The sequence below is a fragment of the Pantoea sp. App145 genome, from assembly GCF_047947045.1.
Lineage (GTDB): Bacteria > Pseudomonadota > Gammaproteobacteria > Enterobacterales > Enterobacteriaceae > Pantoea.
Map to the genome: position 1 here is coordinate 1327122 of NZ_CP133290.1, position 20007 is coordinate 1347128.

At 55.3% G+C, this 20007-nt stretch carries 13 protein-coding genes; 6 read left to right on the forward strand and 7 right to left on the reverse strand.

What is annotated here, in order from left to right:
• The first annotated feature begins 6 nt into the window (after nt 1-6).
• Both ssuC and ssuB read left to right on the forward strand, forming a co-directional pair.
• Nucleotides 7-792 (forward strand): aliphatic sulfonate ABC transporter permease SsuC, encoded by a 786-nt coding sequence (gene ssuC, locus RCF31_RS06075; protein WP_299446084.1) that lies wholly within the window; start codon nt 7-9, stop codon nt 790-792.
• Nucleotides 789-1580 (forward strand): aliphatic sulfonates ABC transporter ATP-binding protein, encoded by a 792-nt coding sequence (ssuB, locus tag RCF31_RS06080; protein ID WP_299446087.1) that lies wholly within the window; start codon nt 789-791, stop codon nt 1578-1580. The genes ssuC and ssuB overlap by 4 nt, the downstream gene beginning before the upstream one ends.
• A 71-nt stretch (nt 1581-1651) precedes the next feature.
• On the opposite strand, the gene pepN is transcribed toward ssuB, so the two are convergent.
• Nucleotides 1652-4267: an aminopeptidase N gene (pepN, locus tag RCF31_RS06085; RefSeq protein ID WP_416412824.1), complete on the reverse strand. Its 2616-nt coding sequence runs from the start codon at nt 4265-4267 to the stop codon at nt 1652-1654.
• A gap of 231 nt (nt 4268-4498) precedes the next feature.
• On the opposite strand from pepN, the gene pncB reads away from it, so the two are divergent.
• The 4 genes from pncB to RCF31_RS06105 all read left to right on the forward strand — a co-directional run bounded on the left by pncB (nt 4499) and on the right by RCF31_RS06105 (nt 10063).
• Nucleotides 4499-5719, forward strand: coding sequence for a nicotinate phosphoribosyltransferase (pncB, locus tag RCF31_RS06090; protein WP_299446093.1), 1221 nt, complete (start codon nt 4499-4501; stop codon nt 5717-5719).
• A gap of 152 nt (nt 5720-5871) precedes the next feature.
• Nucleotides 5872-7272, forward strand: a complete 1401-nt coding sequence (gene asnS, locus RCF31_RS06095) for an asparagine--tRNA ligase (protein ID WP_416412825.1) — start codon at nt 5872-5874, stop codon at nt 7270-7272.
• A gap of 300 nt (nt 7273-7572) precedes the next feature.
• On the forward strand, nt 7573-8673 hold the full coding sequence (gene ompF, locus RCF31_RS06100) for a porin OmpF (protein ID WP_416412826.1): 1101 nt from the start codon (nt 7573-7575) through the stop codon (nt 8671-8673).
• A 199-nt stretch (nt 8674-8872) separates the two neighbouring features.
• Entirely contained in the window at nt 8873-10063 is a 1191-nt protein-coding gene (locus RCF31_RS06105; protein WP_416412827.1) for an amino acid aminotransferase, read from the forward strand.
• A gap of 77 nt (nt 10064-10140) precedes the next feature.
• On the opposite strand, the gene RCF31_RS06110 is transcribed toward RCF31_RS06105, so the two are convergent.
• The 6 genes from RCF31_RS06110 to mukF all read right to left on the reverse strand — a co-directional run bounded on the left by RCF31_RS06110 (nt 10141) and on the right by mukF (nt 20006).
• On the reverse strand, nt 10141-10770 hold the full coding sequence (locus tag RCF31_RS06110; protein ID WP_416412828.1) for an MBL fold metallo-hydrolase: 630 nt from the start codon (nt 10768-10770) through the stop codon (nt 10141-10143).
• A gap of 36 nt (nt 10771-10806) precedes the next feature.
• Entirely contained in the window at nt 10807-11358 is a 552-nt protein-coding gene (locus tag RCF31_RS06115) for a YcbK family protein (RefSeq protein WP_299446108.1), read from the reverse strand.
• Between the two features lie 188 nt (nt 11359-11546).
• Nucleotides 11547-13355, reverse strand: a complete 1809-nt coding sequence (gene ldtD / locus RCF31_RS06120) for a L,D-transpeptidase (RefSeq protein WP_299446111.1) — start codon at nt 13353-13355, stop codon at nt 11547-11549.
• A gap of 156 nt (nt 13356-13511) precedes the next feature.
• Nucleotides 13512-17978 (reverse strand): chromosome partition protein MukB, encoded by a 4467-nt coding sequence (gene mukB, locus RCF31_RS06125; protein WP_416412830.1) that lies wholly within the window; start codon nt 17976-17978, stop codon nt 13512-13514.
• Nucleotides 17975-18703 carry a chromosome partition protein MukE gene (gene mukE / locus RCF31_RS06130; protein WP_084873713.1) on the reverse strand — a complete coding sequence of 243 codons (729 nt, stop codon included), beginning with the start codon at nt 18701-18703 and terminating at the stop codon, nt 17975-17977. Before mukE ends, mukB begins: the two co-directional genes overlap by 4 nt.
• A complete protein-coding gene (mukF, locus tag RCF31_RS06135; RefSeq protein WP_084873712.1) occupies nt 18684-20006 on the reverse strand; it encodes a chromosome partition protein MukF in 1323 nt (440 codons plus the stop codon). Before mukF ends, mukE begins: the two co-directional genes overlap by 20 nt.
• Nucleotide 20007 lies beyond the last annotated feature (1 nt).

Below are 20007 nucleotides of genomic sequence, written 5' to 3' on the forward strand. Positions count from 1 at the left end.
CACATAATGTCCAGGAAACAGCTCAGTAACGCCTTCCTGCCGTGGTTGCTGCCAGTGCTGCTGGTGGTGGTCTGGCAGCTGGCATCACAAATCGGGCTACTGTCGACGCGTATCCTGCCATCGCCGGAGAATATTTTGATCACTTTCTGGCGTCTCACCGCCAGCGGTGAACTGTGGCAGAACCTCGCCATCAGCAGCTGGCGCGCGGCGATTGGTTTCGGTATCGGCGGATCCATTGGCCTGGTGCTGGGTCTGATTACTGGCACTTCGCGCCTTGGGGAGCGCCTGCTCGATACCTCAGTGCAGATGCTGCGCAACGTGCCGCACCTGGCGTTGATCCCGCTGGTGATCCTGTGGTTCGGCATTGATGAGGCGGCAAAAATTTTCCTCGTCGCGCTCGGCACCATGTTCCCCATCTATCTCAACACCTACCACGGTATCCGTAATATCGATCGTGGTCTGGTGGAAATGGCGCGCAGCTATGGCCTCTCCGGCTGGAGCCTGTTTATTCAGGTGATCCTGCCCGGCGCACTACCTTCCATCATGGTAGGCGTGCGTTTTGCGCTCGGCCTGATGTGGCTGACGCTGATTGTGGCCGAAACGATTTCCGCCAACTCTGGCATTGGCTATCTGGCGATGAATGCCCGTGAATTTTTGCAAACCGATGTGGTGGTGGTCGCCATCATTCTGTATGCCCTGCTCGGCAAACTGGCCGATGTCGCGGCACAACTGCTGGAACGCGTATGGCTGCGCTGGCATCCGGCTTATCAACTGAAGGAGGCTAACGCATGAGCACTGCAACCCTCACCCCGGCGCGCCTGAACAGCGGCACACCGGTGGGCGTTAACGGCGTCAGCAAACAATATGGCGACCGTACCATCCTGAATAATATAGACCTGCATATCCCGGCAGGACAATTTGTCGCGGTAGTGGGTCGCAGCGGCTGTGGCAAAAGTACCCTGTTGCGCCTGCTGGCCGGGCTGGAATCCACCACCCGTGGTGAATTGCTGGCGGGAAATGCCCCACTGGCGGCAGCGCGGGAGGATACCCGCCTGATGTTTCAGGACGCCCGACTGCTGCCGTGGAAAAAGGTGATCGATAACGTCGGCCTTGGGCTGAAAGGTCGCGCCTGGCGTGAAAGTGCACGGGAAGCGCTGGAGGCAGTAGGCCTGGCGGAACGCGCCAATGAATGGCCGGCGGCGCTCTCTGGTGGTCAGAAACAGCGGGTGGCGCTGGCGCGTGCGTTGATTCATCGTCCCGGCCTGTTGTTGCTGGACGAGCCTCTCGGGGCGCTGGATGCGCTGACGCGTATTGAGATGCAAGGATTGATTGAATCGTTATGGCAGCAACATAACTTCACGGTGCTTTTAGTCACCCACGATGTCAGCGAAGCAGTCGCCATGGCGGATCGGGTGTTGCTGATTGAAGAAGGCCAGATCGGACTGGATTTAACGGTTGATCTACCGCGTCCACGCCGTCGCGGCTCTGCCCGGCTGGCCGAGCTGGAAGCGGAAGTGCTGGATCGGGTAATGAAGCGCAGCGCCACCGAGCAGCCGTTGCGGTTTGCGCAGCAACGTTAATGGAACCTGTAGCGGCGCAATTTATTGCGCTGTTTTAAAAGGCGCGCGATAAATCGCGCCGCTACGGTTAATTACGCATTCAGAGCTTTGGTGATCTTCTCGTACAGATCCCCGGACAGTTTATCCAGCCCTTTCAGCGTCTCCAGCGCCTGACGCATCAGCGCCTGGCGGCCTGCATCGTAACGTTTCAGACGAATCAGCGGCTCGATCATGCGCGCAGCAACCTGCGGGTTACGCGTGTTGAGGTCGGTCAGCATCTCCACCAGGAACTGATAACCACTGCCATCTTTGGCATGGAATGCCGCTGGATTCGCCGAAGCAAACGCACCAATCAGTGAACGGATACGGTTCGGGTTGCCCATGGTGAAGGAACGATGATGCAACAGCTCCCGCACTTTGCTCAGGACGTCAGTGGCCGGGCTGGTGGCCTGCAACACGAACCATTTATCCATCACCAGGCCATCCTGATGCCAGCGCTCGTCATACGCCGCCAGTAACGCATCGCGGCACGGTAACTGAGCGGCAACCGCCGCAGACAACGCAGCCAGTGCATCGGTCATATTGGTGGCCTGCTGATATTGCGCCTGCACCAGTTGGTCAGCCTGTTCCGCATCGGCAAACGCCAGATAGCCCAGACACACATTCTTCAGCGCGCGCTTACCGATTTCCGCATGCTCGATGTGGTATGCGCTGCTCTGATTGGCACGATAAACCGCCAGCAACTCATCACTCAGTTCTTTGGCCAGGGTGCGTACCAGCGCTTCGCGGACTTCGGCAATCGCCTGTGGATCAATCACTTCAAACAACTCAGCGATTTCATTTTCTGACGGCAGTGACAGGATCAGCGCCATCAACGCCGGGTCACCCTGCTCATCCAGCAGTACCGCACGGAAAGCATCGGCCACATGCAGCGGCAGCGACAGCGGTTGCCCCTGCTGATGACGCGCCACATTCAGACGGATGTAAGTCGCCAGCAGGCTCTGCGCCGCATCCCAGCGCGAGAAATCGTTACGCGCGTGACGCATCAGGAACGTCAGTTGTGCATCGCTCCATTTATAGTCGAGCTTCACCGGCGCAGAGAATTCACGCAGCAGTGATGGCACCGGCTGGAAATAGACGTTATCAAACACGAAGCTCTGGAACTCTTCGGTTACGTTCAGTACATGGTGCACCGGATGGCCATTATGTTGCAGCGGGATAACCTTGCCTTCGCCATCGTAAAGTTCGATATCCAGCGGGATATGCAGCGGCAGCTTTTCTTTCTGCTCGGCGGTGGGCGGCGTGTGCTGGGTCACATGCAGCGTATATTGCTCCAGCTCCGGGTTGTAATCATCACGCACCGTCAGCACCGGCGTACCCGCCTGGCTATACCAGCGGCGGAACTGCGACAGATCGACATTGGAAGCATCTTCCATCGCCTGAACAAAATCGTCGCAGGTCGCGGCACTGCCATCGTGACGCTCAAAATACAGCTGCATCCCCTTCTGGAAATTCTCTTCGCCCAACAGGGTATGCATCATACGGATCACTTCAGAACCTTTTTCATACACCGTCAGGGTGTAGAAGTTGTTCATCTCAATCACCTGATCCGGGCGGATGGGATGTGCCATCGGGCTGGCATCTTCAGCAAACTGCGCACCACGCATCACGCGGACGTTATCAATGCGATTGACCGCTCGCGAGCCAAGGTCAGAGCTGAATTCCTGATCGCGGAACACCGTCAGCCCTTCTTTCAGGCTGAGCTGGAACCAGTCGCGGCAGGTGACACGGTTGCCGGTCCAGTTATGGAAATATTCGTGGCCGATCACCGCTTCAATGCCGAGATAATCTTTGTCGGTGGCGGTTTCTGCTTTCGCCAGCACATATTTAGAGTTAAAGACGTTGAGTCCTTTGTTCTCCATTGCGCCCATATTGAAGAAATCCACCGCGACGATCATAAAGATATCGAGGTCGTATTCGAGGCCAAAACGCTCTTCATCCCACGCCATGCTGTTTTTCAGCGAGGTCATCGCCCAGTCAGCACGATCCAGGTTGCCGCGATCGACGAAGATCTCCAGCGCCACATCACGCCCTGAACGGGTGGTAAAACTGTCGCGCAGTACGTCAAAATCACCGGCCACCAGCGCAAACAGATAACAGGGTTTTGGGAACGGATCCTGCCATTTCACCCAATGACGGCCATCTTCATGGCGACCGCTCTCCATCTTATTACCGTTGGACAGCAGGAACGGATAGCGTGCCGCATCCGCAATAATAGTGGTGGTAAAGCGCGCCAGCACGTCCGGGCGATCCAGATACCAGGTAATGTGACGGAAACCTTCCGCTTCGCACTGGGTACACAGCGCTTCACCCGACTGGTACAGCCCTTCCAGGGCGGTATTTTTATCCGGATGGATGTCATTGATGATGGTCAGGGTAAAGTTGTCTGGCAGCTGGCTCAGCACCAGCGCGCCCTCTTCTTCACGATAATGCGCCCAGGCATTGCCATCTACCGCCAGTGACACCAGCGTGAGGTCTTCCCCGTCCAGACGCAGCTCGGCCTGGCTATTCCCTAAACGCTTCACCTGGCTTACGGCAGTGACGCGCGTGGTGGCCGCATCAAGCTCAAACGTCAGATCGATATCGGTGATGGTGAAATCAGGGGCACGGTAGTCGTGACGATATTTAATTTGCGGCTGTTGCGTCATAAATCCTTCTCGCATCGTTAAAATGTTTACCCGTCAAAGTCTAAGCGTGTTGCGCCTCAGTTGCCACGCACAATGCGTGCCTTAGCAGAAAATGCTACAATTTATTAACAATGGCACAAATGACCCTCGACCCGCTACCCGCAAATATGGTGTGATCGCGGTCTATTACTGTTTTATACTCCTGCGTCTTTATGACTTTGTTGAACACCGGGCTATGCTCCGCGGAAGAGGATGCTGAAACGCACCATGACAGGACACGCTTCCCCGATTTTGACCACGCTGCTTGATACCGATGCCTACAAGCTTCATATGCAGCAGGCCGTATATCATCGTTATTACGATGTCCCGGTCACGGCGGAGTTTCGCTGCCGTGGCGCTGAGTTGCTCGGCGTCTACGCGGACGAACTCCGTACCCATATCGATGCGATGCAATCCCTCGCCCTGAGCGAAGAGGAATATCGTTACCTTTCTGCCCTGCCCTTCTTTGACGCCGACTACCTCAGCTGGCTGCGTGGTTTCCGTTTTAATCCCGGCCAGGTTGTGGTGCGTAATGACCACGGCAAACTCGCCATTCAGATTAGCGGTCCGTGGCGTGAAGTGATTCTGTGGGAAGTGCCGCTGCTGGCGCTGATCAGCGAAGTGGTACACCATCATCGCACGCCGGACATCGGCGTAGATCAGGCGGTCACGCATCTGCAGCATAAGCTGGCTGATTTTCGGCAGAAAGTGGGCGATCTGGATATGTCCCGATTCCATCTGATGGACTTTGGCACCCGTCGCCGCTTTTCACAACCGGTGCAGGAAGCGATTGTCAGCACGCTGAAACAGGATTTCCCGTGGCTGGTTGGCACCAGTAACTATGACCTGGCGCGCCGTCTGCAGCTCAACCCGGTCGGCACCCAGGCACATGAATGGTTCCAGGCGCATCAGCAGATTAGCCCGGTTCTTGCCAACAGCCAGCGCGCGGCGCTGCAATCCTGGCTGGACGAATATGATGACCAGCTCGGCATCGCCCTCACCGATTGCATCACCATGGATGCATTTCTGCGTGATTTTGGCCCCGGCTTTGCTCACCGCTATCAGGGCTTGCGCCATGATTCGGGCGATCCGGTGGAATGGGGTGAGAAAGCCATTGCGCATTATCAGCGGCTGGATATCGACCCACGCAGCAAAACGCTGGTGTTCTCGGACAACCTCGACCTGGATAAAGCGCTGGCGCTGTACCGTCATTTTGGCCAGCGCGCCAATGTGGTGTTTGGTATCGGCACGCGTCTGACCTGCGATATTCCAGGGGTGACGCCGCTGAATATCGTGATCAAGCTGGTGAGCTGCAATGGCAAACCGGTGGCGAAACTTTCCGACAGTCCAGGTAAAACCATCTGCCAGGATAAAGCCTTCGTTCGGGCGTTGCGTAAAGCCTTTGACCTGCCGCTGGTGAAAAGAGCCAGCTGACCTTTATACAGCAGGGTGCCCGCACCCTGCTGTTCTGCAACAAATCTCCCTCTGACCCGGCAATTTTGCTTGTTTCCTGATGGCTCACAAGTAACATAGCAAAACCCCAAATGGGGGATTACATTACTTCATCTATATAAAGAGAGAAATTTATGAGCGTAGTGCCTGTAGCGGATGTACTACACGGCCGTGTCGCGGTTGACAGTGAAGTCACCGTACGTGGTTGGGTGCGTACCCGAAGAGATTCCAAAGCCGGTCTTTCCTTTATCGCCGTTTATGACGGTTCCTGCTTTAATCCCGTTCAGGCTGTCGTCAATAATTCTCTGAATAATTATCAGGACGAAGTGCTGCGTCTGACCACCGGTTGCTCGGTCATCATTACCGGCAAAGTGGTGGAATCACCGGGTGAAGGCCAGGCGTTTGAACTGCAAGCCACTCAGGTTGAAGTGGTGGGCTGGGTTGACGATCCGGACACCTACCCGATGGCGGCGAAACGCCACAGCATCGAATACCTGCGTGAAGTGGCGCACCTGCGTCCGCGCACCAACCTGATTGGCGCAGTCGCGCGTGTCCGCCATACCCTGGCCCAGGCACTGCATCGCTTTTTCCATGAGAATGGTTACTTCTGGGTTTCCACGCCGCTGATCACTGCGTCCGATACCGAAGGTGCTGGCGAAATGTTCCGCGTTTCGACGCTGGATCTGGAAAACCTGCCACGCGATCCGCAGGGCAAAATTGACTTCGATAAAGACTTCTTCGGTAAAGAAGCCTTCCTGACGGTATCCGGCCAGCTCAACGGTGAAACCTACGCCTGTGCGCTGTCGAAGGTCTACACCTTTGGCCCGACCTTCCGTGCCGAAAACTCCAATACCAGCCGCCATCTGGCCGAATTCTGGATGCTGGAGCCGGAAGTGGCATTTGCCACCCTGGATGATGCGGCAGCGCTGGCTGAAGCCATGCTGAAGTACGTGTTTAAAGCGGTGCTGGAAGAACGTGCCGACGATCTGGCGTTCTTTGCCGAGCGCGTAGACAAAGATGCGATTTCGCGCCTGGAACGTTTTGTTAATGCAGATTTCGCGCAGGTGGACTACACCGATGCCATCGAGATTCTGCTGAAAAGCGGCCAGAGCTTCGAAAATCCGGTCGCCTGGGGCGTGGATTTGTCGTCAGAACACGAACGTTATCTTGCCGAGCAACACTTCAAGGCACCGGTGGTGGTGAAAAACTATCCGAAAGATATCAAAGCCTTCTACATGCGCATGAACGAAGATGGCAAAACCGTTGCGGCGATGGATGTGCTGGCACCTGGCATTGGTGAAATCATCGGGGGTTCACAACGTGAAGAGCGTCTGGATGTGCTGGATGCGCGCCTCGCTGAGATGGGTCTGAACAAAGAAGATTACTGGTGGTACCGTGACTTACGTCGTTACGGCACCGTGCCGCACTCCGGTTTCGGTTTAGGTTTCGAACGGTTAATCGCCTATGTCACCGGCGTACAAAATGTAAGGGATGTTATCCCCTTCCCACGTACACCGCGTAACGCCAATTTCTAAAATCCGCGATTAATTATAAGTAATTCATATATATAACGAGGTCGGCTTTGCCGGCCTTTTTTTATTTTTGTAAATTTAGAGTTCTCTCACAAAGTTCCCGATATTTTACATTTTGTAATACATATTTTCTTTTTGATACTTAATTGCGAGATTAGTAGCATTTTCGAGGTAGAATTACCAACCCCGGGATGGAAAGATGCGTGCAGACACAGGAGACACCAAACTTCTTTCAAGGTTCCCGTAAAGGTTTCTTGACGGCAGTGGCAGATGTCCAAATAACTCCAATGAGGGTAATAAAAAATGATGAAGCGCAACATTCTTGCAGTGGTTATCCCTGCTCTGTTAGCTGCTGGTGCAGCAAACGCAGCAGAAATCTACAACAAAGATGGCAACAAATTAGACCTGTACGGTAAAGTTGATGGTCTGCATTACTTCTCTGACGACTCAAGCAACGACGGCGACCAGTCTTACGTGCGCTTCGGCTTCAAAGGTGAAACTCAGATCACCGACCAGCTGACCGGTTACGGCCAGTGGGAATACAACATCCAGGCTAACAACTCTGAAGGCGGTTCTGACGCGCAATCAGGCAACAAAACCCGTCTGGGCTTTGCTGGTCTGAAATTCGCTGACGCGGGTTCTTTCGACTACGGTCGTAACTACGGCGTTGTTTACGACGCAATCGGCTGGACCGACATGCTGCCGGAATACGGCGGTGACTCTGGTTACTCTGATAACTTCATGGCTGGCCGTTCTACCGGTCTGGCAACTTACCGTAACACCAACTTCTTCGGTCTGGTTGACGGCCTGAACTTTGCTCTGCAGTACCAGGGCAAAAACGACCGTACCGACGATCCGCGTCGTGCGAACGGCGACGGCTGGGGTACTTCAATCTCCTATACCTCTCCGATCGGTATTGGCATCGTAGGTGCTTATGCATCCAGCGATCGCACTAACGCTCAGAACACCATGACTTACGGTAGCGGCGACAAAGCTCAGCAGTGGGCAACTGCGCTGAAATATGACGCGAACAACGTATACCTGGCAGCGATGTACAGCGAAACTCAGAACGCGACCTACATCTCTAACAGCAACATCACCCTGGCTGACGGTACTAACCCGAACGGTTTTGCTAACAAAACTCAGGTTATCGAATTCGTAGCACAGTACCAGTTCGACTTCGGCCTGCGTCCGTCTATCGCCTACGTGCAGTCTAAAGGCAAAGACATCGAAGGTATCGGCGATGCTGACCTGTACAAATATGTTGAAGTGGGCGCAACCTACTACTTCAACAAAAACATGTCTACCTATGTTGACTACAAAATCAACCAGCTGAACGACGACAACCCGCTGGGTCTGAACACCGACGATATCGTAGCAGTAGGTCTGGTTTACCAGTTCTAATCTGTCGATTAGCACCGTGTAATACCTTAAAACGGAGCCTTATGGCTCCGTTTTGCATTTCAGTGATCCGCTTCAAAATAAGTAGCATTAATCCCCACCATTGTATTATTTCTTTTTCGTCTCAGCGGTTGGCAAGCGTGCCATCTGACGCTAACCTGATAGCTCATTTTGCTAAAGTTCACGCAACTGGACCTCACTCATGTTTGAATCGATCTCTGCCGCACCCGCCGATCCTATCCTTGGTCTGGCCGACCTGTTTCGCGCCGACGACCGCCCGAATAAAATCAACCTTGGCATTGGTGTGTATAAAGATGAAACCGGTAAGACCCCGGTACTCACCAGTGTAAAAAAAGCTGAGCAATATTTGCTGGAAAACGAAACCACCAAAAATTACCTCAGCATTGATGGCCTGGCTGATTTCGCGCGTTGTACCCAGGAACTGCTGTTTGGCAAAGAGAGCACGCTGGTGACCGACGGACGAGCCTGTACGGCTCAAACACCGGGTGGTACGGGTGCGTTGCGTGTAGCGGCAGATTTCCTCGCGAATCAGACCAGCGTGAAGCGTGTGTGGGTGAGCAATCCAAGCTGGCCGAACCACAAAAATGTGTTTAACGCAGCGGGCCTCGAAGTCTGTGATTATCAGTATTACGATGCGGCCAACCATACGCTGGATTTCGACGGCATGGTCGCATCCCTGCATGAAGCCAAAGCGGGTGATGTGGTGCTGTTCCACGGCTGCTGCCACAACCCTACCGGTATCGATCCGACAGCAGAACAATGGCAGCAACTGGCTGCGTTGTCTCAGGCTAACGGCTGGCTGCCGTTGTTTGACTTCGCCTACCAGGGCTTTGCCCGTGGTCTGGATGAAGATGCAGAAGGCTTACGCATTTTTGCTGCTTCGCATCAGGAGCTGATTGTTGCCAGCTCTTACTCGAAAAACTTTGGTCTGTACAACGAGCGCGTTGGTGCGCTGACGCTGGTCGCCGCGAACAGCGATGTGGCAAAAACTGCGTTCAGCCAGGTGAAATACAGCATTCGCGCCAACTACTCCAACCCGCCTGCCCACGGTGCAGCCATCGTGGCGACCATCCTCAGTAACGATGCCCTGCGTACCATCTGGCAGCAGGAGTTGACTGATATGCGCCAGCGTATTCAGCGCATGCGTCAGCTGTTCGTCAACACACTGGCTGCGAGCGGCGCGCAGCAGGATTTCAGCTTTATCATTAAGCAGAACGGCATGTTCTCGTTCAGCGGCCTGACAAAAGATCAGGTGGTGCGTCTGCGTGAAGAGTTCGGCGTGTATGCGGTGAATTCCGGTCGCGTTAACGTCGCCGGGATGACGCCAGACAATATGTCGGCGTTGTGCGAAGCGATTGTGGCAGTGCTGTAAAGATTAACCCGTAGCGGCGCGATTTATCGCGCATGTTTTACCAACATAGCGTGATGAATCACGCCGCTACGGTAATTTTATTGCAGGAACGGATTACTGATACGTTCGCGGCCCAGCGTGGAAATCGGTCCATGCCCCGGAACGAAGGTCACATCATCGCCCAGCGGCAGCAGTTTGGTTTTAATCGCCGCGATCAAATCGCTATGGCTTCCCTGGGGGAAATCGGTCCGGCCAACACCGCCGTTAAAGATCACATCCCCGGAGATCAGCAGACGACCGGCGCGATCGAAAAATACGATATGGCCCGGCGTATGACCAGGGCAATGCAGCACTTCCAGCGTCACCTCACCGACCTGCACCGTTTCCCCCTCTTCCAGCCAGCGATCGGGCGTCAGGGGTGCACATTCCGGCAAACCAAACATCTGGCTCTGCACCGGCAATCCATCCAGCCAGTATTTATCGCGTAACTGTGGTCCGATAATCGGCACCTGAAAATGGGCCGCCAGCTCGGCCGCCGCGCCGACATGATCGAGATGCCCATGTGTCAGCAGTATCTGTTGCGGGGTAATGCCACGCTCTGCCAGCACCGCGATAATGGTGGCGGCATCGCCACCCGGGTCCACCAGCGCGGCCTGCTGGGTATCATTCCCCCAGATAACTGAACAGTTCTGGGAAAATGCCGTGACCGGAATAATGAGGTAGTTCATAGCGCTCCATGACCGACACACGCAGCGCTGCCGGTATCAGGACCAGTGCCTTACAGGACCAGTGTCAATGTGAACAAAGTTGCTGCGCGGGTAATATCCTACACCACCTGCACGCAGAGATAACGCCGCTTTGCGAACATTGTTCAAGGCAATGCCTTCGATATGAAAATCCATCGCCTGGCCTTTGGTGTGATAACTGTGTTTCGCCACCCCCGGACCGGATTCGCGCAGCATATTGTTGGTGGCGATGGTGCGGTAACCCGACACCAGCTGAATCGGTTTACGCGTACCCAGCAGCGCCTGCAGACGATAAATCTGGTCAAACAGATGCGGGTCAATCTTTCTCATCTGATTGGCACGGTAGTCACGGAAAAAGTGATTTAAGCGAGCTAACTCATCCTTGTCATAACTCTTGCCGTTAAAAAACTCTGTTTTAAGGCTTTCACCGGTGTGAAGGTTATTGAGCGTCAGAATTCGCGGACGGGAGGTGGAAAGCGAGGCCAGTGCTGAGCCAGGCAGCAGTGACAGGCCTGCGGCTGCCCCTCCGATCAGGAGCAATTTACGACGCTGAGAATCAAAATTAGCCATTAAGCGGGTTTACCTGAGATTAAAGCGATAAAAAATGTGTAAAAAGCACACAAGGCCGAACATTAACCGCAGCAGTAAACTCAGTCAACCCGTGGCCGGGAACAGAAAGGCCAAAACCAGCCCGACATCACTTATTCGGAACTGGTTTTGGAATTTTTAAATAGCGGGGAGTATCGATAAATCAATCACTAGAGCAGCAACTGCCCGGCTTTCACCAATACCTGGCTGCCAGAACGCGCTGGATTATCATAATTGTAAATATCTGTACGATACTGCGGTTGACCATCATCCGCCACCCAGGCCGTCAGATAATACAGGTTAACCGGGATCCGGTGGCGAATCGGCACATATCGCGTGTTGCCCTCCTTCAGGGTGTCGGAGATGCGACTGTCATTCCAGCCCGCGTCCTGCAACAACAAATCAGCCAGCTCCGACGCCTTATTCACGCGAACACAGCCGGAACTAAGGGCGCGGATATCACGCTGGAACAGGTTATGGTTTGGTGTATCGTGCAGATAAATCGCATCCGAACTGGGCATATTGAATTTGTAGCGACCCAGCGAATTCATCGCCCCGGGCGACTGCCGTATGCGATACGGAAAGCTGGCAGCCGATACCATTCTCCAGTCGATCATCGATGGATCGATCACCTCAGCATCCTCACTCCAGCCAGACAGCAAGATAAAGCCATGCTTGTAGAGATAGCTCGGATCCTGTTTGACCTTCGGCACAATGTCCTGACGCACCAGTGAGGTTGGCACATTCCACGGCGGATTCAGTACCACGTTATTCAGCGCGCTGCGCATCAGTGGGGTTTTACGATCGGGACGGCCGACAATCACCCGTGATGACAGGATGGTGGCACCGTTGTTGTAGTAGGTCAGCGAATAGTTGGGGATATTCACCATGATGCCGTTATGCATATCATCCGGCAGCAGGCGTAAACGCTGGATATTCAGCGCCAGCAGCGCAGCGCGCATTTGCGGCGACACATTGAGCCATTCACGGGTACGTGGACCAATCGCCCCATCATCAGCCAGTCCCTGCCAGTGCTGGAAACGTTTTACGCCGTCTACCAGCGCCGTATCATAGACATTATTGGTGGACTGCCCTGGGTTTGCCGCTACATTGCCCAACGGCTGCGGTGCCTGGGCGGGCAAATCATTGACGCTGGTAGCCGAAGGGCTGACAGCGACCGGCTGCTCGCTCTGGCTCACCGGCACTGGTGCAGTAGGCACCGCATCGTCTGCTGGCGTTGGCGTCGCGCTATGGCCGGTCAGCATACCGGTACGTTGCAAAATCTCGCGCAGCGCGGGGATATCATTGCTGATCTGGCCGGGACGCAGCGTGCCGCTATCGCGCAACTGCGGCCACGGGCGATTGTCAGTCAGCAGGGTTTTCAGCGCAGCATGCATCGGCCGGTATTGCGGATGCTGCGGCTCCAGCGACGTCACAAAGCTGCGGCTGCCACCGCCGTTCACCGCGTTCTGCCATTGATTAATTACCGCCACCGTCGGCATGGCCATTTTGTAAGGCACGTTGCTGTATAACCAGGTCTCACCCTGGGTGGGGACATTCGAGACAAATTGCAGATAGCCCAGCATGGCATCGCTTAACACAATATCACGCGCCATCCCTTTGATTTCCGGGTTGGTTAACAGTCCCACCCAGCGGGTAAACTGCGGCTGCACGCCGGAAAGTGCCACTTCCGCCAGTTGCTGCTGGAACGCCTGCACGGCGGCCCGGTCCTGCCACAGCGGCGCCATATTACGCGCCGCATAAATGCCTGCCAGACCGGGCAGATAGAACGGTTGTTCGCTGGGGCTGAAAGCCTGCTGAATCTGATGCTGACTGGCCGCAACGGTCATGGTGCGATGCGTTGTGCCGGGCAGCGCCGCGATAATCGCCGCGTGGCTGGTAGCCAGTGGCGACAATACCAGTGACAAACTGAGTGCTATTGCAGCACGATTGAATCTGCTTTTATTATTCAGCAACATCCCTGCCCCCTTCTCGCCTAAGTCACAGCCGACTCGCTTATGCTGTGTACGACCTTATACATATTTTTGAGTATACAAATAAAAACGGCATTTGCATCAGGCTGCAAATGCCGTTTACACATTAACCGTAGCGATGAATTTTAACCAGATTCAACGTTAGGAATTTTCTGTTTCCAGGTCGATATCACTGTTCTCGCGCTTTACCGGTGCCGGATCAGCCGAGAAGCCGCGCAGGCCCACCACATGGACATGCTCGGTGTTGTTGAACACCTTACGCACCAGTTTATAGGTAGTCCCTTTTTCCGGGCTGATATTTTCCGGCGCAGCGATCACCAACTGCATCTCCAGACGCTCACACAGCTCAAACAGAGTGGCGATGGATCGTGCATCGAGACGTGCCGCTTCATCAAGGAACAGCAGACGGCACGGCGAGATATCTTTACCGCGCAGACGGCGTGATTCCTCTTCCCAGCTCTGCACCACCATCACCAGAATCGACATCCCGGTACCGATGGCTTCACCGGTAGAAAGCGCGCCACTTTCCGCACGTAACCAGCCATCGGAGCCACGGTTAACCTCAACTTCCATCTCCAGATAGTTGCGATAGTCGAGCAACTCTTCACCGATGGTTTGCGGCGTACGCTGGCCCATATCGATCTGCGGATTCAGACGCTGGTACAGCTTCGCCAGCGCTTCTGAGAAGGTCAGGCGATTGCTGTTGAACAGATCCTGATGCTGTTCGTGTTCTTCCGACAGCGTATCCAGCAGCATGGAATGGGTTTCGCGCACGTTAACGTTAAGACGCACGCTGCGCACCTGACCGAAGCTGACCGCCTGCAGACCCTGGTTAAGCTGACGAATACGGTTCTGTTCACGCTGAATGGTTTTACGGATGATATTGGCGACGCTGCGCGAACTGATCGCCAGCGTCTGCTCACGCGCCATCAGTTCTTCCGTCAGACGATTCAGCTCAATCTCCATCTGCTCGATGGCTTCCACCGGATCATCAGTACGAATGATGTCCTGACGGATACGCTCGCGCAGATGCTGATACACCGCAATAAAGAACTGAATTTTACGTTCCGGGCGTTTGGGGTCTTCCGACATGCGCAACACATCGCGCAGATGTTCGTTATCCGCCACCGCCAGACGCAGCGCACCCAACGCTTTATCCGACATGGAACGCAGCTCATCACCGCTCAGATAGGCCAGTTCACGACGATGCAGACGGCGCTCGACGCCATTTTCTTTCACCAGACGCAATACGGTACACCAGCCCGCTTTGGCGCTCACCACCTGCTCGCGCATCTGATGATAATCGCGCTCCAGCTTACGCAGTTTCTTCTGCAGCCCGTCCATTTCGGCTTCGCAGAACGTCAGCTGTTTTTCCAGCTGATTACGACGCGCACGGTTATGGCTCAGCGCGGTATACAGTTCATCGCGACGGGCGCGGGCGCGTTCTTCCGCGCTGGCATCCGCATGAACACCGATGTCCTGCATCTCCTGCTGCAACTCTTTCAGCATGTCGCGCTTGGCGTCATAAGAGCTTTTCAGTGATGCCAGCACCTGAGAGTACTGCGTCAGCTGCGCCTGATGCTCGCGCAGACGTTCACGGGCGCGGCTGCGCTCGCCTTCCGCCTGCTCAAGGCGCTGACGCAATTTCTCGTTCAGATTGCTGTTGCCGGTCAGCATGCCCGCTGAATCGACATAGCTGAAGTGAGCACGACGCTGCACCACTTCGGTCAGCGCAAATGCCTGCTGGCGCGTTTCGCGCTGCAGCTGCTGCGCCTGCTGATAGTCGCGCTCCAGCTGTTCGTGCTGCTGCGGATCGCTCTGCAACACCGCCACCAGCGGTTCCAGCTTCGCCAGTTTATTACCGTGCTGATGCAGGAAACGTGCGGCTTCCTGGGCTTCATCAACGCGCTCACGGATCTCTTCACAACGGTCAGCCAGCGTATCGTCCAGCAACAGCGTAACGCGTGGCAACAGGCGATTCAGCTGGGCCACGCCCTCGCGCGCCTGCTCGTATTGCATACGTTGCTGCTGGTTATCGTTTTCATGCTGACTCAGCGCGCGTTCCAGTTCACCACGACGGCTATTCAGCTGGCGAATCAGCGCTTCCGGATCTTCATCAAACGCCACCGCCAGATGGCTGCCGATAAAGCGGCTGAAGGATTGGTGCAGACGCTGGGTTTTCTGTACATCAAACGACAGCGTGGCGTAGCGTTCCGCCAGCTGATCGCGTTCGTTATTCAGCAGTTCCAGCTGGTTTTCACGCGCAGCGCGGCCAAATAACGGCACTTTCGGGAAGCGAGAGTAGCGCCACTGACGTTCCGCCACCTTCACCACTACCGCGTTTTCCAGCTCATCAACGCCGAATACGCTGTCATCAAATGACTGCGGGTCCCCTTCGATCAGATAGAGATCTTCCGGGCAATCTTCCAGACCATTCAGCAACTCGCGTACCAGTGACAAATCCGGTACCACGATGGCATGGCGTGAAGGACCATACAGCGCTGAGAAGTAAGGCGCATCATCCAGCGTCACATCATCATAAATTTCCGACAGCAACACGCCGCCAAACCGCTCGGCCAGCTGGGTCAGACGCGCATCTTCCGCACCGCCAGGCTGGCTTAAGCGTTCGATTTGTTTCTCGATTTCACGTTTACGCGCCGCCACTTCATCACGTTCGACGGTGGTTTCACGCTCGCGCTCCAGCAGCTGCTGCATAAATTCGGTGATTTGCTGGCTGCTGGTCAGCTGCTGGCCGGTTTGTTCGCTGAGCTGGGTCAGGATCTCCTGCGCAGCCAGCCAGTGCGGCGCACGAGCGGTCAGCGCGGTGATGCGTTCACGCAGTTGCTCCAGCTCCTGACGCATCAGCATGCGACGCTCACCGGCATCGGCGACGCTGGTACTCAGCTGTTCAATCTGCGCTTCCAGCTCACGCTGCAAACCTTCGAGGGCATCGGCATCATATTGCTGCCCCTGACGCTTACAGAATTCCGCCAGCAAACGCTCCGCTTCATTCTGCTCACGCAGGCGCTGCTCCAGTTCATTGAGGCGTAAACGCAGCGACGAAAGTTGTTCCGCATGATGGCGCTGGTTGGCGGCATCACGCAGCAATTCACGGCCAACCGACCAGGCATCCTGACGGTTTACCTCACCGGCAATGCTGGTGACCAGCGTCAGCGCCTGCTCAAACTGGCTGTGCGCCGCTTCGGCAACGCTCAGCTTCTGTTCCAGGCGCAGCAGTTGTTCCGTCGCTTCTTCTTCACGCGCCTGGAAGGTTTCCTGCCATTCAGCGGCATTGTCGATGGTCAGATCGGCAAGCTGGCATTGCGCACGCGCTTTTTCCAGCGCCTGCAAGGCCTGCTGATACTGAATGGCACGGGTTTGCTGCACATCAAGCGCCTGCTGGAAATCGGCCAGCTGGCTTTTCAGCTCATCGACTTCCACTTCCGTTGCTTCGGCACGCGCTTCATTTTCTTCATGCACCTCACGTGCTTCGGCCACCACCTCATTCTGTTCTTCGAGGCGGTAAGTCAGCTCTTCCAGATCGGCATCGTAGCGCTCGATCTTTTCCTGCTGACGCATCGCCGTCTGTACCAGATTCAGGTGATCGCTGGCAGCCTGATAATCGGTTTCCAGATCGCTTTCGGCACCCGTGTGTTCCGACAACTCGCGCGCCATTTCAATGTGGCGATACTGTTCCGAAGCCAGCTGGTTACGGCTGGTAAATAACTCGTTACGCAGCTGCAAGGCACCATCAAGATGGATGCGACGTTCGTTGGCGTGACGCATGTAGTCCGCTGAAACGTAGCTGGTGGCTTCCGAGATCAGATGCTTAAACAGGTCGCGGTCAGATTGGGTGACGCGAATCGCTTCCAGCGTCATGCGGTTTTCACGCAGTGCGGCTTCCATATCCTGGAAGGCCTTACGCACCCCGCTGTTTTCCGGCAGCAGGTAATCACGCAGCGATCGGGTAATGGCGCTGGAGATACCGCCGTACAGAGAGGCTTCAATCAGGCGATAGAACTTGCTGCGATCGCCAGCAGTACGCAGGCGACGCGGCACTACGCCAAGCTCAAACAGCGTGGCGTGGTAATCGGTTACCGAGCTGTATTGACGGAACTGCACACCTTCCTGCGCTTCCACCCGATCTTTCACTTCCGCCAGCGGCAGGACACGCGCCTGACGGCTGCCGAGGATCTCGGTGAGCATATCGGTCGGCTGAGTATCGGTGGGTAGGCCATGAATGCTGAACGGCTTGATATCGACCTTCTTGTCACGCCCGGCCACCTGTTGCAGACGCACCCCAACTACCACGCGCTGATGGCGTGAGTTGACCACATCCAGCACCGCATAGCAGACACCGGCTCGCAACTTACCGTGCAGACCTTTATCACGCGAACCGGAGGTTGCACCGGCCTCGGTGGTGTTACGGAAATGCAGCAGCGTCAGGTCCGGGATCAACGCCGTGACAAACGCCGCCATGGTGGTCGATTTACCGGCACCGTTACCGCCCGACAGGGTGGTCACCAGCTCATCAAGATCAAAGGTACGGGCAAAGAAGCCGTTCCAGTTAATCAGGGTTAGCGAACGAAATTTACCGCGTTCAATCATGCCTGCTCATCCTCCGCGTTATCACTCGCTTCGCTCTCGGCGTCGTTATCGTTTTCATCGCTGTCCGGGGTGGCGCTGGCGTTTTCCAGCGTCATGGCTTCGCCATCGCGAATCAGACGCAGCTGCGCTTCGCGGGCATCATCACCACTGCGCACATCGGCACCGAAGCGAAACACCGATTCAGTAATGCGAAATTTGCTGCTGTCATTGCCCATAAACCACACCATGCCGAGACGGCGCAGGCGGTTGAGCGATGCGCGCATCTTCTCCTGCAATTTGGCACGGTCAAGGTCGGAGCCAGTGGAGCGCTGGTTAACCAGCTTGAGCAATTTGCTCTCGTCCGCCAGCGACAGGAGTTCGTCGTACAATTCCTGCTGGGTGAAGATGCCTTCATTCGCCAGACGTTCCGGGCTGAGATAGAGGAAACAGAGGATTTTCCCCACCATCATATCCAGCTCGGACAGCACCGAACGCGGGATCAGCGTGGTCGAACGTGGGCGCAGGTAGAAAAATCCTTCCGGCGCACGAATCAGTTCCACGTTATAACGCGCGTAAAACTCTTCCAGATATTCCTGGTAATCCATCAGGAATGCATGATTATCCAGCTCTTCGATGCCAATGTGGCGTCCCGCGCGTAACTGGCTATCGAGCGCGGGGAAAATGGGATTGGCCAGTGCCTGAGCCAGTTTGACTGGCATCACTTGTTCAATATTTGTCGATGACATGTGCCTGCACCTTGGCTCCGTATTCATTAATGGTCTGCCATTCCGCAGGTAGACCGGCTAAATCGGCTTCGGCCACGCCGAGGCGAACCGCCTGATCAATCACGATGCGCGCCAAATCAAAGTGGCGGGCACGCGGATATTGCGACAGATAATCGCGCATCACCGTGGCAAGGTTGAGTGGTCGCTGCTCCTGCCGGTACACCTGCAGGGCTTCTTCAATCATTGCGGCCAGTTGCTCACGAATTTCGTTAAACTCTTCGTATTCCAGCTCGGGCGGCAGTTCCCCCATCACCTCGTCGTTGCGCAGCGTCATCTCTTCATCACGCATATCAAACAGACGGTCGGCGTTGGCGTAGGTCAGCGCCCACGGTTGGTCGAAATAGTTTTGCACCGACAGACGCAAACGCTGCGCAAATACGCGGTTTTTGTCCATGTCGATGGCGGTACGAATAAATTTATGGACGTGGCGATCATAGCCAATCCACAGGTCAATAGCCTGCTGGCCCCAGCTGATAATGCGGTCCAGCTTACTTTGCAGATCAAATACCAGCTTATCGACAAAGCCCAGGTCCGGGCTGCTCAGGGTGGCGTCCTGAATACGCAGCAGATTGGCCTGTAACTTATCGCCCGCCGCTTCCAGCGTATCCTGCAATTCACGCAGCGTGCCGGAGGTTTCTGACAGCAGCATTTCACAGCTGGAAATCGCCGCACGCCAGTCTTTGTTCAGCAGATCGGCGATATCGGTTTTCACCGCCTGCTGCTGTTCATCCATCAGGCGCTGCGTCATATCGATGCTGTCGAAAATTTCCGCCACCGAATATTTCAGTGGCGCAAATACGTTACGGTGCCAGTGAAATTCATCACCATCCTCTTCCGCAGCATCGGCAGCGCGTTTCAGCTCCTGCGCCACAATCGACAGCTGCATCGAAAGACGCAGAGTCGAAAATTCGCGCTGGCGGATGTAATAGTCGGTGATGCCGATGGCCAGTGGCGTCAGACGGTAAATAGCATTACCTTCCGTCAGTTCGCTGGTAAAACGGTTAAGCAGACGCTGCCGCACCATATCGTTGATGGCGTTGTTGGCACGCACCTGTACGGTTTCGTGGGTTTGTTCGAACGCTTTGCTGACATGACGAAATGCGTCAATCAACTCACCTTCACTCATTTCGCCATCCATCCGCTCACCGTTTAAGGTGGCGATAGCCAGCAAAAAGGCCAGACGTTCTACCGGCAGCGCAAGCGAAAAATCGTTCTTGCGCGCCCATGCCACCAGTTCGGGCACCGTCTGGGAAAATTCGCTCATA